Here is a 15132-nt window from a genome sequence, read left to right as displayed (position 1 = left end):
GGCGAAAAAAAAGCCCGACCAATGGTCGGGCTTCAAAGTCGGCCACGTCCTCCACAGGACGCAGCCCCTGCAAAACAGCCAAGCTGTTTACGCTATTGCCAGCCTTAAGCAGCCAGCAGCGAACGCAGCACGAACGGCAGAATCCCGCCGTGCTTGTAGTAGTCGACTTCGATCGGCGTGTCGATACGCAGCAGTACCTGCACGCGCTTCTCCTTGCCGTCCTTGCCGCGAATCACCAGCGTCACTTCCTGTTGCGGCTTGAAGTCAGCGCCGAGGCCTTCGATGTCGTACGTTTCTTCGCCGGTGATACCGAGCGACTGCACGCTATCCGAGCCCTTGAACTGCAGCGGCAGAACGCCCATGCCGACCAGGTTCGAACGGTGGATCCGCTCGAAGCTGCGTGCGACCACAGCCTTCACACCCAGCAGTTGCGTACCCTTTGCAGCCCAGTCACGCGACGAGCCCGTGCCGTACTCTTCGCCCGCGAACACGACAGTCGGCGTGCCGGCGTCGATGTACTTCATTGCCGCGTCATAGATCGACAGTTGTTCGCCGCTCGGCTGGTGAATCGTCAGGCCGCCTTCCACGCGCGAGCCGTCTGCCTTCGCCGGGATCATCAGGTTCTTGATCCGCACGTTCGCGAACGTGCCGCGCATCATCACGTCGTGGTTGCCGCGGCGCGAGCCGTAGCTGTTGAAGTCGGCCTTCTGCACGCCGTTTTCCTTCAGCCACTTGCCTGCCGGCGAGTCTTCCTTGATCGAGCCAGCCGGGCTGATGTGGTCGGTCGTGACCGAGTCACCGAAGATGCCCAGTGCACGCGCGTTTGTCACAGCAGCAATGCTGTCGGCCGGCGTCATCGAGAAGTCCTTGCCGAAGAACGGCGGCTCAGCGATGTAGGTCGACTTCGGCCAGTCGTAGACTTGACCTTCTTCGCCTTCGATCTTGCTCCACAGGTCGCCCTTCTTGGTCAGCGACGCGTAGTTCTTGCGGAACGCGTCGGCGTCCAGCGCGAACTTGAGCAGTGCGTTGACTTCTTCGCTGGTCGGCCAGATGTCGCCCAGGTAGATGTCCTTGCCGCCCTTGCCCTTGCCGACCGGTTCGGTCATCAGGTCGCGCGTGATATTGCCGGCGATCGCGTAAGCGACGACCAGCGGCGGCGAGGCCAGGAAGTTGGCGCGGATGTTCGGGTGAATACGCGCTTCGAAGTTACGGTTGCCCGACAGAACCGCTGCCGCGACGATGTCGTTCTTCGTGATCGCTTCGTTCAGTTCCGGCGTCAGATCGCCCGCGTTACCGATACAGGTCGTGCAACCGTAAGCGGCCAGCGTGAAACCGAGCTTGTCGAGATACTTCATCAAGTCGGTCTTCGTCAGGTATTCCGTGACGATACGCGATCCCGGCGCCAGCGACGTCTTGATGTGCGGAGCGACCGTCAGGCCGGCTTCGACAGCCTTCTTCGCCAGCAGGCCGGCGGCGAGCAGTACGCTCGGGTTCGAGGTGTTCGTGCACGACGTGATGGCCGCGATCAGGATGTCGCCGTTCTTCACGTCGACGCCGTTGCTCGTGGTGTATTGCGCGTCGAGGTCTTCCGCCTTCTTCGCAAAGCCGTTTTCCGCCACCGGCTTCGAGAACAGGTCGCTGAAGGTCGACTTCACATGACCGATTTCGATACGGTCTTGCGGACGCTTCGGACCTGCCAGCGACGGCGTGACCGTGCCGAGATCCAGCGTGACGACCTTGGTGTAGTCGATCTGGCCGGCCTTCGGAATACCGAACAGACCTTGCGCCTTGAAGTAGTTTTCGAAGGCGGAGATTTCCGCGTCGGTGCGGCCCGTGCCCTTGAAATAGTCGATGGTCTTTTCGTCGACCGGGAAGAAGCCCATCGTTGCGCCGTATTCCGGCGCCATGTTGCCGATCGTTGCACGATCCGGCAGCGACAGCGACTTCGTGCCTTCGCCGAAAAATTCGACGAACTTGCCGACGACCTTTTCTTTACGCAGCAGTTCGGTGACGGTCAGGACCAGGTCGGTCGCCGTCAGGCCTTCGCGCAGCTTGCCCTTCAGTTCGACGCCGACCACGTCCGGCGTCAGGAAGTACACCGGCTGGCCGAGCATGCCGGCTTCCGCCTCGATGCCGCCCACGCCCCAGCCCACCACGCCAATACCGTTGATCATGGTGGTGTGGCTGTCGGTGCCGACCAGCGAATCCGGGTAGTACACCGTGTCCGCGCCTTCAGCCTTCTTGTGCACGCCGCGTGCGAGGTATTCCAGGTTCACCTGGTGAACGATACCGACGCCCGGCGGCACGACCTTGAACGTGTCGAATGCCTGCATGCCCCACTTCATGAACTGGTAGCGCTCGTTGTTGCGCTGGAATTCCAGTTTCATGTTCAGGTCGAGCGCATTCTTTTCGCGGAAGTGATCGATCTGCACCGAGTGATCGACGACCAGATCGACCGGGACCAGCGGTTCGATCGACTTCGGATCCTTGCCCATCTGTTTCGCGACACCGCGCATCGCGGCGATGTCGGCGAGCAGCGGCACGCCAGTAAAGTCTTGCAGCACGACACGCGACACCACGAACGGAATTTCATCGACACGCGCTGCGGTCGGCTTCCAGTTCGCGAGTTGCTCAATGTGTTCTTCGGCGATTTTCTTGCCGTCGTAGTTACGCAGCACCGATTCCAGCACGATACGGATCGAAACCGGCAGGCGGTCGATCTTGATGTTCAGTGCCTTGCCGAGTTGCGGCAGGGAGTAGAACTTGCCTTTGCCGGAACCGCTGTCGAATTCCTTGAGCGTTTTGTGGAGGTTGTGGGCCATGGTGTTTTCCTTGGTTTGATCGCGGAACTACTGTACCTGACTAGATGACGTACAAATCGACGTATTCATTGACCGGCATGGCTTCGAGCCTTGCCTGATCCAGCGACGCGTCGAGAATCGCCAGTTGTTGCTTGACCGGAAAGCGGCGCGCGAGGTTGGTCTTGAACTTCTCGACCAGCAACGGAATCCCGTCTTCGCGACGACGTTTATGACCGATCGGGTATTCGACTACGACTTCGTCGAATGTCGAACCGTCGTTGAATTCGATCGTCAGTGCATTGGCGATCGAGCGCTTCTCCGGATCGTGGTAATCCTTCGTGAACTGCGGGTCTTCGACACATTCCATCTTCGCGCGCAGCACGTCGATGCGCGCGTCCTGTGCGGTCGAATCTTCATAGTCCGCGGCCGTCAGGCGGCCGTGGATCAGCGGCACGGCGATCATGTACTGAATGCAATGATCGCGGTCGGCCGGATTGTTCAGCGGGCCTTTCTTATCGATGATGCGAATCGCGGCTTCATGCGTGCGGATCGTGATCTTGCGAATGTCGTCCACATGCTTTCCGGCTGCGTTGAGTTGCGCGTGCAACTTCATCGCGGCTTCCGCCGCCGTTTGTGCGTGGAATTCTGCCGGAAAAGAAATCTTGAAGAGCACATTTTCCATCACATACGAACCGTACGGACGCTGGAACCTGAATGCGTTGCCTTTGAACAGAACGTCGTAAAAGCCCCACGTCTTCGCCGTCAGCACCGACGGATAGCCCATTTCACCGGTCTTCGCGATCAGCGCGAGACGCACCGCGCGCGATGTCGCATCGCCCGCGGCCCACGACTTGCGCGAACCGGTGTTCGGCGCGTGGCGGTACGTGCGCAGCGCATGCCCATCGACAAACGCCTGCGAGACCGCATTGATCAGCTCGTCGCGCGTGAGACCGAGCAACTGGCCGACCACCGCGGTCGACGCCAGTTTCACCAGCAGCACATGGTCGAGCCCAACCTTGTTGAAGGAGTTCTCGAGCGCGATACAGCCTTGAATTTCGTGCGCCTTGATCATGGCGACCAACACGTCTTTCATCGCCAGCGGCTCTTTGCCGGCTGCGATGGCGCTGCGCGAGAGCCAGTCGGCTGTCGCGAGAATGCCGCCGAGGTTGTCCGACGGGTGGCCCCATTCGGCGGCGAGCCATGTGTCGTTGAAGTCGAGCCAGCGGATCATGGCGCCGATATTGAAGGCGGCCTGCACGGGATCCAGCTGGAACGACGTGCCGGGCACCTTCGCGCCGTTGGGGACGATCGTGCCCGGCACGATCGGTCCCATCAGCTTGGTGCAGGCTGGGTAGGTGAGCGCCTCGAGTCCACAACCGAGCGTATCGATCAGGCAGTGACGCGCGGTTTCCAGCGCGAGCGTGCTGTCGATCTGATACTCCAGCACGTAATCGACGATATCGACCAGGACTTGGTCCGGGTCGGGTCGCACGTTGGAAATCGGAGCGGACATCGGGACGTTTTCCTGATGACGATACTTAGTTGCTGCTCTTGTTGATCGCGTTCGATTGCGTCGGAGCCGGAGCGCCTTCAACCATGGCTGCTGTCTTGCACTCGTCGGCCAGGCGCGAGCTGTCCTTGTCCGAGAACAACATGGCCTTCGTCGGGATCACGACGAGATCCATGCCCGTTGCGGCGTCGTGGAAACGGTCTGCGCCCGTGGTGGTTGCTTCGCGCGGCAGATTGTAATTTTTGTTAGCCCAGTGAACCGTGACGATCTGGTCACGCTTCATGTCGCCCTTCAGTTCGAACGCGAGGCCTTCGTTGCACGACCACTTTTCCGCGCCTTCCGGCACCGGATCGACCTTTGCTTCCTTGGCCGGGTTCGGTTTGCGCTTGATCAGGCGCTTCGGCTGCGGTTTTTTCGGGACAGCGTTGGCTGCCGGCTTCGTGGTGGTCGCCGGTTGCGCGACGGCGTCAGTCGCGACGGCCAGCATCGTCGTGGACAGGGCGCCAATCACGGCGGCGATCATCAGCTTTTTCATGGAGAAAACCTTTCTATCTAGTTTCAGTTAAACATTCCGCGGGCTACCGGTCCTGGCGACCGCGTGGTTAAACTGCACGCGCTTTGAAAGCGCACAGCGACCGCTATTTTCTCCTATTTAGCGGCAGGTACTTCAAATTCTCGGGTCCGGTGTAATTTGCGCTCGGACGAATGATCTTGTTGTCGATGCGCTGCTCGATGATGTGCGCGCTCCAGCCGGCCGTGCGCGCGATCACGAAGAGCGGCGTGAACATCGCCGTCGGCACGCCCATCATGTGATACGAGACCGCGCTGAACCAGTCCAGATTCGGGAACATCTTCTTCGCCTCCCACATCACCGACTCGAGCCGCTCGGCGATGCTGAACAGCTTGGTGTTGCCGGCTTCCTTCGAGAGCTTCTTCGCGACTTCCTTGATGACCTTGTTGCGCGGGTCCGAAATCGTGTACACCGGGTGGCCGAAACCGATCACCACTTCCTTGTTCTCGACGCGGCGGCGGATGTCCGCTTCGGCTTCGTCCGGCGTCTGGTAGCGCGACTGGATCTCGAACGCGACTTCATTGGCGCCGCCGTGCTTCGGCCCGCGCAGCGCGCCGATCGCGCCGGTGATCGCCGAATAGATGTCCGATCCCGTGCCCGCGATCACGCGGCCCGTGAAGGTCGATGCGTTGAATTCATGCTCGGCGTACAGGTTCAGCGACACGTGCATTGCGTCGACCCACGCCTTCGACGGCTCCACGCCGTGCAGCAGATGCAGGAAGTGGCCGCCGATCGAGTCGTCGTCGGTTTCCACTTCGATGCGCTTGCCGTTGTGCGAATAGTGATACCAGTAGAGCAGCATCGAACCGAGCGAAGCCATCAGCTTGTCGGCAATGTCGCGCGCGCCCGGCAGGTTGTGGTCGTCTTTCTCCGGCAACACGGTGCCCAGCACCGACACGCCGGTGCGCATCACGTCCATCGGGTGCGCAGCGGCCGGGATCCATTCGAGCGCGGCCTTGACGTTCGCGGGCAGGCCGCGCAGCGCCTTCAGCCTGGTTTTGTAGGCGGTGAGTTCGGCCTGGGTCGGCAGCTTTTCGTGGACCAGCAGGTACGCGATCTCTTCGAATTCGCAGGCGCCCGCAATATCGAGAATGTCGTAGCCGCGGTAGTGCAGGTCGTTGCCGGTCTTGCCGACCGTGCAGAGGGCGGTATTGCCCGCCGTCACGCCGGACAGGGCGACGGATTTCTTCGGTTTGAAGCCGCTTTGGGGTTCGTTGCCGCCTTGTGCACCGGCGGTCTGCGTTGTCTCGCTCATCTCCCGCAATCTCCTTTGTGCCTGCTCATTGCTTCTGGTTGACCTACGCGTTCGACGTCGCTCGCCCGCAGCGCCAGATGATTCAGTGTTTCGATTGCAAGACGGTGTACAGGTACACCATTCAGCGCCGCCGTGCCGATCGCCGCATGGACGCGCATGCTCATGATGCGGCGTGCACGTTAGTGCCCACTTTCGCGAAGAGCGGCGCGGCGTCTTGCGGGACGGTGCGACCGGTGGCTTGCGCGCGACGCAGCACCGACCAGTAATAGCGATAGCTCGCCCGATCATGCAGCGTGTCGTGATGGCGCGTCGGGCCCCATTGGGCGGACTGCGCGGCCAGCAGGATTTCGGTGGCCGTGGCGATCTCTTCGTCGCGCGGCGCGAACGCGGCGACGATCGACTCGATTTGCGCCGGGTGGATGCTCCACATGCGCGTGTAGCCGAACTCGTTGCGGGCACGCGCGGCGTCGTTTGCCACCACGCTCATGTCGCGCACTTCCGTGCTGACGTTGTGCGATGGCACTTTGCCGTAGGCATGGCAAGCCGCCGAGATTTCCAGCTTCGCACGTCGCACCAGCGGATGATCGAACTGGCCGGGCGAGCGCATGGCCGTGTCGGGAATCGCGCCGTCGTGCGCGGAGACGAAGTCCATTAGCCCGAAGCTCAGCGCCTCCACGCCGGGCAGTGCGGCCAGATCGAACACGCGCGTCAGCGCGCCGTGCGTCTCGACCAGCAATTGCACCGGCACCGGTTGCGCGATGCCGAGTTCGCGGCGCGTGGCCTCGATGAACGCGACCATTTCGGCGGCATCGGGGACGTTGCGGATTTTCGGCAGGGTGATGTAAGCAGGCGCTCGCTTCGCGGCACGCAGAATGAGGCGGACGTCGTCGCGCCAGTGCGCGTGGTCGAAGTCGTGAATTCGCACGCCGACGCGGCCAAAGCGGTCATGCTCGCTGCCGAGCAGGGAGGCGACCAGTTCCGCGTGCTGTGCTTCGCGGCCGACCTGCGCGCCGTCTTCGCAATCGAGCGTGATATCGAACACCGGGCCGATCTGTTGCTGCAACGCGAGCGATTTCAGCATCAGCTTTTCGCTGCCGGCGTAGTGATCGCAGGCAGGCAGCACAGCGGGCGGCACTTCGCCGTCAAACAGCACTTCGGCGGGTGTGAGGGCGCGCATCTTCGGCGTCAGGGTGTGGGTAGGGTTTGGAAAAACTGTTTGGAGAAATCTGATTCGGGCGCGCTCTGCCAGACCGTCGCGGCAACTACGCAAAACGCGCTCGAATCAGATGCGAATAACTGCGTTCGCACAAAAAAAACCGGAACCCGCCACGTTGATGTCTGGGAGCACCCAGACCTTTCGCTTTGCGCCAAGCCCCCAAGCGGGATAACAAGCTTGGGGCGGCCCGGCGTTTTCTCAGGAGTTCCGGTTTGTCTGCATCAGCCGCTTAGCCGAGCAGATGTTGAACGCCGTCGCGCTCTTCCAGCAGTTCCTGCAGCGTGCCGTCCATCTTCTCGCGCGAGAATGCGTCGATTTCCAGACCTTCGACGCGCTTGTACTCGCCGTTTTCGCACGTAACCGGCACACCGTAGATGATGTCTTCCGGGATGCCGTACGAACCGTCCGACGGAATGCCCATGGTGACCCACTTGCCGTTCGTGCCAAGCACCCAGTCACGCACGTGGTCGATTGCCGCATTAGCCGCCGACGCTGCCGACGACAGGCCGCGTGCTTCGATGATCGCCGCGCCGCGCTTGCCGACGGTCGGGATGAACGTGTTGCGGTTCCATTCTTCGTCGTTGATCAGCTTGGTCAGGTCCTGACCTTCTGCCGTTGCAACGCGGAAGTCCGGGTACATGGTCGGCGAGTGGTTGCCCCACACGGCCAGCTTTTCGATCGAAGCGACCGGCTTGCCCGACTTGGCCGCCAGTTGCGACAGCGCGCGGTTGTGGTCCAGACGCAGCATGGCGGTGAAGTTCTTCTTCGGCAGATCCGGCGCCGACTTCATGGCGATGTAAGCGTTCGTGTTGGCCGGGTTGCCGACCACCAGAACCTTCACGTCGCGGCTGGCGACTTCGTTCAGCGCCTTGCCCTGAACCGTGAAGATTTCGGCGTTCGCCGACAGCAGGTCCTTACGTTCCATGCCTTTCGAACGCGGACGGGCGCCGACCAGCAGGGCCACGTCTGCATCCTTGAATGCGACCTTGGGATCGTCGGTGATCACGACGCCCGACAGCAGCGGGAATGCGCAATCATCCAGTTCCATCACGACGCCTTTGACGGCGCCTTGTGCTTGCGGCAGGTCGAGCAGTTGCAGGATAACCGGCTGATCCTTGCCGAGCAGGTCGCCATTGGCGATGCGGAACAGCAGGGAGTAAGCAATTTGACCTGCGGCGCCGGTGACGGCAACGCGCTTTGCGGGCTTAGCCATTGAGAAATCTCCAGGACGATGCGTTAGACGCTAGGGAAAACGCCATTCTATATGCGCGTTCAGCGAAGCGTTATGAAACACGGCGGAATTCACTGTTCGCGGACTGCCTCGTAATCTGCCGAGGGCGAGCGGCGCGTTGCGGCGAGACCGCCGTGCCGGAAACCTGTACAACTGCATGGGAGCGGGAATACGAAGCGCCGGGTAGCCGTTGCACGGTGCGGGCTCCTGCAAACAGCGCGTTTCGGCAAGCGTCTGGCCAACGAATGGCGGCGAAATCGAAACCTGAACTGCGTGGGAACAGCATGGTGCAGGGTGGCTGCCGGGGCGTCGCGGCGCTGCGCGAAACAGCCTCCGAAAACCCGCAAACCCTTGTTCGACAAGGAGTGTAGGAGTCGCTAGACACAAAGTCAACATTATCTTATGTCTTATATAAGACATATCTATTGAGGGGAAAACCCTAGACGCGGCCCAGCCCTTTATGATGAAATGCGCGGATGAATTCGAACCCGGCGAACACCACGAATCCGAACGGCCAAGGCGCCGCAGGCGAGGGTGTACCCGCTGCCGCCCCGGCCACGTCGCCCACTTTCAGCCCTTTGTATCAGCAGATCAAGGGGCTGATCACGCAGAGCCTTGAAAGCGGCGAGTGGAAGCCCGGCGAGATCATTCCTAGTGAAGTCGAATTGGCGGCCAGATACAAGGTCAGCCAGGGAACGGTGCGCAAAGCGATCGACGAACTTGCTGCCGACAACCTGCTGGTGCGCCGCCAGGGCAAGGGCACTTTTGTTGCAACGCACAACGAAGACCGCGCCCAGTTTCGCTTCCTCAGATTGCTGGCCGATGACGGAGCGGAACACCCGCACGTGAGCCGCCTGCTCGAGTGCCGGCGTTTGCGCGCTTCGGCGGACATCGCACGGCAACTTGATCTGAAACCCGCCGATCCGGTTGTATTGATCAAGCGATTGCTGCAGTTCGACGGCGAAGTCACCGTGCTCGACGAAATCTGGCTGCCCGGCGCCGTGTTTCGCGGCCTCACGCTCGAGCGGTTGTCGGAGTATAAAGGTCCACTCTACGCGATGTTCGAGACGGAATTCGGCACGCGCATGATCCGCGCGACGGAGAAGATCCGCGCGGTGGCGGCCGAGCCCGCCGTGGCCGACCTGCTGCACGTGCCCGCGGGTTTTCCGCTGCTATCGGTCGAGCGCGTGTCCTATACATACGGAGACCGGCCGGTCGAAGTGCGCCGTGGTTGGTATGTCACAACCGGGTACTACTATCAGAACGATCTAAGTTGAAACGGGTTTGAAACGGTTTGAATGAGGGTGCCGCGTCCCACGCGCGTGCCTGTTTGAAGGCGCCTTTATCGCGCAGGCTGCAACGGACTACTCGTGGTTTTCGCTGCAGCGCGATATAAAAAGGCGCTAAAATTGCGGATTAGTGTGACTACATAGTAGGGGTCTAGCATGGCTGAAGCCGTAAAAAAACCGAGGCCGGAATTCCGGAACATCGGTATCGGGCAGATATTGACGGCGTACCGTCTCCCGCTAGCGGGGCGAGTATCGATCTTGCACCGCGTAAGCGGTGGTCTGCTTTTTGTTTTTCTTCCGTTCCTGCTGTACCTCTTCGATCAGAGTCTGACTTCTGAACTCAGCTTCGAAGTCTTCAAAGGCTTCCTCTCCAACATCGTCGTCAAGCTCATCACGCTCGTTCTCGCGTGGGCCTTCCTGTTCCACTTCTGCGCCGGCGTCCGTCACCTGTTGATGGACACGAACCACAATGCGGTCACGAAGGAAAAAGGCAAGTCGACCTCTATCGTGGTTCTCGTCGTGTCGTCGCTGCTCACCATTGCATTCGCGGCAAAACTGTTCGGAGCATTCTAAAAAATGTCAGCTAATAACCGAATCGGTTCGAAGCGTCTTGTCGTCGGCGCGCATTACGGTCTGCGCGACTGGCTCGCCCAGCGCATTACCGCCACGATCATGGCGATCTACACGGTGATCCTGCTCGTCTGGTTCTTCGGCGCGCGCGATTTTTCGTATGAAGGCTGGGCGTCGATCTTCGCGACGCAATGGATGAAGCTCGCCACGTTCGTCACGCTGCTCTCGCTGTTCTATCACGCCTGGGTTGGTATCCGCGACATCTGGATGGACTATGTGAAGCCCGTTGGCACGCGCCTGTTCCTTCAGGCGCTGACGATCGTCTGGCTGCTCGCATGTGCGGGCTACGCTGCGCAGATTCTCTGGAGAGTGTAAAAGAATGGCTGCAATCAAGAATTCTCTGCCGCGTCGCAAGTTTGACGTGGTTATCGTCGGCGCAGGCGGCTCGGGGATGCGCGCTTCGCTGCAACTCGCGCGCGCTGGTCTGTCGGTTTGCGTGCTGTCCAAGGTGTTCCCGACGCGTTCGCACACGGTCGCTGCCCAAGGCGGCATCGGCGCTTCGCTCGGCAACATGAGCGAAGACAACTGGCACTATCACTTCTACGACACGATCAAGGGCTCCGACTGGCTCGGCGACCAGGACGCGATCGAGTTCATGTGCCGCGAAGCACCGAACGCAGTCTACGAACTCGAACACTTCGGCATGCCGTTCGACCGTAATGCCGACGGCACGATTTACCAGCGCCCGTTCGGCGGCCACACCGCCAACTACGGCGAAAAGCCGGTGCAACGCGCTTGCGCGGCGGCTGACCGTACCGGTCACGCGCTGCTGCACACGCTGTATCAGCAGAACGTCGAGGCCAAGACCCAGTTCTTCGTCGAATGGATGGCGCTGGATCTGATCCGCGACGCCGAAGGCGACGTGCTCGGCGTGACCGCGCTGGAAATGGAAACCGGCGACGTCTACATTCTCGAAGGCAAGACCACGCTGTTCGCCACGGGCGGCGCGGGCCGTATCTTCGCGGCGTCCACCAATGCGTTCATCAACACCGGTGACGGCCTGGGTATGGCGGCGCGCTCGGGCATCGCACTGCAAGACATGGAATTCTGGCAATTCCACCCGACCGGCGTGGCCGGCGCGGGCGTGCTGATTACCGAAGGCGTGCGCGGCGAAGGCGGCATTCTGCGTAACTCGAACGGCGAGCGTTTCATGGAACGCTACGCGCCTACCCTGAAGGATCTGGCGCCGCGCGACTTCGTTTCGCGTTCGATGGACCAGGAAATCAAGGAAGGCCGCGGCGTGGGTCCGAACAAGGATCACGTGCTGCTCGACCTGTCGCACATCGGCGCCGAGACGATCATGAAGCGTCTGCCGTCGATCCGCGAAATCGCGCTGAAGTTCGCGAACGTCGACTGTATCAAGGAGCCGATCCCGGTCGTGCCGACCATCCACTATCAGATGGGCGGCATTCCGACGAACATTCACGGCCAGGTCGTGGGTACGTCGAAGGGTCACGAAGAGCCGGTCAACGGTTTTTACGCAGTGGGCGAATGCTCGTGCGTGTCGGTGCACGGTGCGAACCGTCTCGGCACGAACTCGCTGCTCGACCTGGTGGTGTTCGGCCGCGCCGCCGGCAATCACATCGTCAAGCACGTGAAGGAAATCAAGGAGCACAAGCCGCTGCCGGCCGACGCCGCTGATTTCGCGCTGTCGCGTCTGGCGAAGCTGGAAAGCTCGTCCTCGGGCGAGTACGCGCAATCGGTCGCAAACGACATCCGCGGCACGATGCAGAAACACGCCGGCGTGTTCCGTACCTCGGCGTTGCTGTCGGAAGGCGTCGAGCGCATTCGCGAAGTGGCTGACCGCGTCGACAGCATCCATCTGAAGGACAAGTCGAAGGTGTTCAACACGGCACGTGTCGAAGCGCTGGAAGTGGCGAACCTGATCGAAGTGGCACGCGCCACGATGGTTTCGGCCGAAGCGCGTAAGGAAAGCCGTGGCGCGCACGCGCAGAACGACTTCGAACATCGCGACGACGAAAACTGGCTGCGCCATACGCTGTGGTTCAGCGAAGGCGATCGCCTCGACTACAAGCCGGTTCACATGCAACCGCTGACGGTCGAATCGGTTCCGCCGAAAGCGCGGACCTTCTAAGGCACAAGTCAAAGGAATTCAGAAATGGCAAAGCGTACATTTGAAATTTATCGCTACGACCCGGACAAGGACGCAGCGCCGCGCATGCAAACGTACGAGATCGAAATCGACTCGCACGAACGCATGCTGCTCGACGCGCTGCTGAAGTTGAAGGCAGTTGACGAAACGCTGTCGTTCCGCCGCTCGTGCCGCGAAGGCGTGTGCGGTTCGGACGCCATGAACATCAATGGCAAGAACGGTCTGGCCTGCCTGCAGAACATGAACGATCTGCCGCAAAAGATCGTGCTGCGTCCGCTGCCGGGATTGCCGGTCATTCGCGACCTGATCGTCGATATGACGCAGTTCTTCAACCAGTATCACTCGATCAAGCCGTACCTGATCAACGATACGCCGCCGCCGGAAAAGGAACGTCTGCAGTCGCCGGAAGAACGCGACGAGCTCGACGGCCTGTACGAATGTATTCTGTGCGCGAGCTGCTCGACTTCGTGCCCGAGCTTCTGGTGGAATCCGGACAAGTTCGTTGGCCCGGCCGGCCTGTTGCAAGCCTACCGTTTCATCGCGGACAGCCGCGACGAAGCGACCGGCGAACGCCTCGACAACCTGGAAGATCCGTACCGTCTGTTCCGTTGCCATACGATCATGAATTGCGTCGACGTTTGCCCGAAGGGCCTGAACCCGACCAAGGCGATTGGCAAGATCAAGGAATTGATGGTTCGCCGCGCTGTTTGAGATGGACGACACATCGCATCAGTCCGACCCTCTCCGCCGCGCGCGCCTTCGCTGGCGCGCGCGGCGGGGCCTGCTGGAAAACGATCTGATCTTTGAACGTTTTTTCGGCCGATATGAGCATGACCTCAGCGATGCCGACGTGGGCGCTCTCACGCGCCTGCTCGAGCTGAGCGATAACGACCTGATGGACTTGCTGCTCGCGCGCAAGGAACCGGAGGGCGACCTTGCCGACCCGGATGTGATCCGGGTGCTGGAGTTGCTGCGGAATGCCTGAGCGGCCCGTGTGCCGCTTGTCCGTTGTTCCAGGCGTGCAATTATCGAAAACCTGTTTCCATACTTCGATTGAGGATCTGCTATGACCCCGTCAGATGTTAAAGCCACGCTATCGTTCAGCGACAATTCGCCGAGCGTTGAAATGCCGATCTACAAGGGCACTCTCGGCCCGGACGTGATCGACATCCGCAAACTGTACGGCCAGACCGGCAAGTTCACGTACGACCCGGGCTTCATGTCGACGGCGGCGTGCAATTCCGCGATCACCTACATCGACGGCGATAAGGGCGAGCTGCTGTACCGCGGCTACCCGATCGACAACCTCGCGGAAAACGCGGACTTCCTCGAAACCTGCTATCTGCTGCTGAAGGGCGAACTGCCGAACGCGCAGCAGAACGCCGAGTTTGTGAAGACGGTCACGAACCACACGATGGTGCATGAGCAAATGCACTTCTTCTTCCGTGGTTTCCGTCGCGACGCACACCCGATGGCGATTCTGGTCGCTGCAGTCGGCGCATTGTCGGCCTTCTATCACGACTCGCTCGACATCAACAATCCGCGTCACCGTGAAGTGTCGGCCATTCGCATGATCGCGAAGCTGCCTACGCTCGTCGCCATGGCGTACAAGTACAGCATCGGCCAGCCGTTTGCGTACCCGAAGAATGACTTGTCGTACAGCGCGAACTTCATGCACATGATGTTCTCGAACCCGTGCGAAGAGTACAAGGTCAACGACGTACTGGTGCGCGCACTGGACCGTATCCTGATCCTGCACGCGGACCACGAGCAGAATGCATCGACCTCGACCGTGCGTCTGGCCGGTTCGTCGGGTGCGAATCCGTTCGCGTGTATCGCCGCCGGTATCGCGTGTCTGTGGGGCCCGGCGCACGGTGGTGCAAACGAAGCCGCGCTGAACATGCTGGAAGAAATCGGCTCGGTCGACAACATTCCTGAGTTCATCAAGCAGGTGAAGGACAAGAACTCGGGCGTGAAGCTGATGGGCTTCGGTCACCGCGTCTACAAGAACTACGATCCGCGTGCGAAGCTGATGCGCGAAACCTGCCACGAAGTGCTGGAAGAACTGGGCCTGCACGACGACCCGCTGTTCAAGCTGGCCATGGCACTGGAAAAGATCGCACTGGAAGACGAATACTTCGTGTCGCGCAAGCTGTACCCGAACGTCGACTTCTACTCGGGCATCGTGCAGCGCGCGCTGGGCATCCCGACCTCGATGTTCACGTGTATCTTCGCGATGGCACGTACGGTCGGCTGGATTGCACAGTGGAACGAAATGATCGCTGATCCTGAACAGAAGATTGGCCGTCCGCGTCAGCTGTTCATCGGCGACACGCAACGTGAAGCCAAGCCGATCGCGCAACGTTGATTGGGTTAAGTCCGCATCGTTCGCAGTAGTCGGTTCTGCTGCGAGCTGACGCGGAATGTGGTTGATAAGAAATGCCCCGACGGGTTCTCCCGCCGGGGCATTTTGTTTTCGGATTCGATCTCGCGCGTTCGAGCATGAGATCACGCGG

Annotated in this window: 13 protein-coding genes; 7 read left to right on the top strand and 6 right to left on the bottom strand. The window is 60.7% G+C overall.

The window, feature by feature from the left end; translation table 11 throughout:
- Positions 1-104 precede the first annotated feature (104 nt).
- From acnA to BLW71_RS28715, 6 genes are all read right to left on the bottom strand, one after another.
- A complete protein-coding gene (gene acnA / locus BLW71_RS28740) occupies positions 105-2822 on the bottom strand; it encodes an aconitate hydratase AcnA (protein WP_091804913.1) in 2718 nt (905 codons plus the stop codon).
- A 40-nt stretch (positions 2823-2862) separates the two neighbouring features.
- Positions 2863-4314 (bottom strand): bifunctional 2-methylcitrate dehydratase/aconitate hydratase, encoded by a 1452-nt coding sequence (locus tag BLW71_RS28735; RefSeq protein WP_091804910.1) that lies wholly within the window; start codon positions 4312-4314, stop codon positions 2863-2865.
- Positions 4315-4339: 25 nt separating this feature from the next.
- Positions 4340-4846 carry a hypothetical protein gene (locus tag BLW71_RS28730; RefSeq protein WP_091804907.1) on the bottom strand — a complete coding sequence of 169 codons (507 nt, stop codon included), beginning with the start codon at positions 4844-4846 and terminating at the stop codon, positions 4340-4342.
- Positions 4847-4949: 103 nt separating this feature from the next.
- A complete protein-coding gene (gene prpC, locus BLW71_RS28725) occupies positions 4950-6137 on the bottom strand; it encodes a bifunctional 2-methylcitrate synthase/citrate synthase (RefSeq protein ID WP_091804904.1) in 1188 nt (395 codons plus the stop codon).
- A gap of 160 nt (positions 6138-6297) precedes the next feature.
- Positions 6298-7314, bottom strand: a complete 1017-nt coding sequence (locus tag BLW71_RS28720; protein ID WP_091804901.1) for an HpcH/HpaI aldolase/citrate lyase family protein — start codon at positions 7312-7314, stop codon at positions 6298-6300.
- A gap of 268 nt (positions 7315-7582) precedes the next feature.
- A complete protein-coding gene (locus BLW71_RS28715; protein ID WP_007178772.1) occupies positions 7583-8566 on the bottom strand; it encodes a malate dehydrogenase in 984 nt (327 codons plus the stop codon).
- A gap of 494 nt (positions 8567-9060) precedes the next feature.
- Between BLW71_RS28715 and BLW71_RS28710 the strand changes: the two genes are divergently transcribed.
- The 7 genes from BLW71_RS28710 (at position 9061) to gltA (ending at position 14984) form a co-directional block, all read left to right on the top strand.
- The gene (locus BLW71_RS28710) at positions 9061-9861 is read left to right on the top strand and encodes a GntR family transcriptional regulator (protein WP_091804898.1); all 801 of its coding nucleotides are present in this window, start codon (positions 9061-9063) and stop codon (positions 9859-9861) included.
- A gap of 168 nt (positions 9862-10029) precedes the next feature.
- Positions 10030-10446 (top strand): succinate dehydrogenase, cytochrome b556 subunit, encoded by a 417-nt coding sequence (gene sdhC / locus BLW71_RS28705; RefSeq protein ID WP_091804894.1) that lies wholly within the window; start codon positions 10030-10032, stop codon positions 10444-10446.
- A gap of 3 nt (positions 10447-10449) precedes the next feature.
- Positions 10450-10818, top strand: coding sequence for a succinate dehydrogenase, hydrophobic membrane anchor protein (gene sdhD, locus BLW71_RS28700; protein ID WP_091804890.1), 369 nt, complete (start codon positions 10450-10452; stop codon positions 10816-10818).
- Between the two features lie 4 nt (positions 10819-10822).
- Positions 10823-12598, top strand: coding sequence for a succinate dehydrogenase flavoprotein subunit (gene sdhA / locus BLW71_RS28695; protein ID WP_091804886.1), 1776 nt, complete (start codon positions 10823-10825; stop codon positions 12596-12598).
- Between the two features lie 24 nt (positions 12599-12622).
- Positions 12623-13327: a succinate dehydrogenase iron-sulfur subunit gene (locus BLW71_RS28690; protein ID WP_012428644.1), complete on the top strand. Its 705-nt coding sequence runs from the start codon at positions 12623-12625 to the stop codon at positions 13325-13327.
- A 1-nt stretch (position 13328) separates the two neighbouring features.
- A complete protein-coding gene (locus BLW71_RS28685; RefSeq protein WP_091804882.1) occupies positions 13329-13601 on the top strand; it encodes an FAD assembly factor SdhE in 273 nt (90 codons plus the stop codon).
- Between the two features lie 81 nt (positions 13602-13682).
- Positions 13683-14984 carry a citrate synthase gene (gltA, locus tag BLW71_RS28680; RefSeq protein WP_011490488.1) on the top strand — a complete coding sequence of 434 codons (1302 nt, stop codon included), beginning with the start codon at positions 13683-13685 and terminating at the stop codon, positions 14982-14984.
- Positions 14985-15132 lie beyond the last annotated feature (148 nt).

Origin of the sequence: Burkholderia sp. WP9 (genome assembly GCF_900104795.1) — a bacterium.
Classification (GTDB): Bacteria; Pseudomonadota; Gammaproteobacteria; order Burkholderiales; family Burkholderiaceae; genus Paraburkholderia.
Note: the sequence above shows the minus strand (reverse complement) of the source record. Positions and strands in the feature narration are given on the sequence as shown.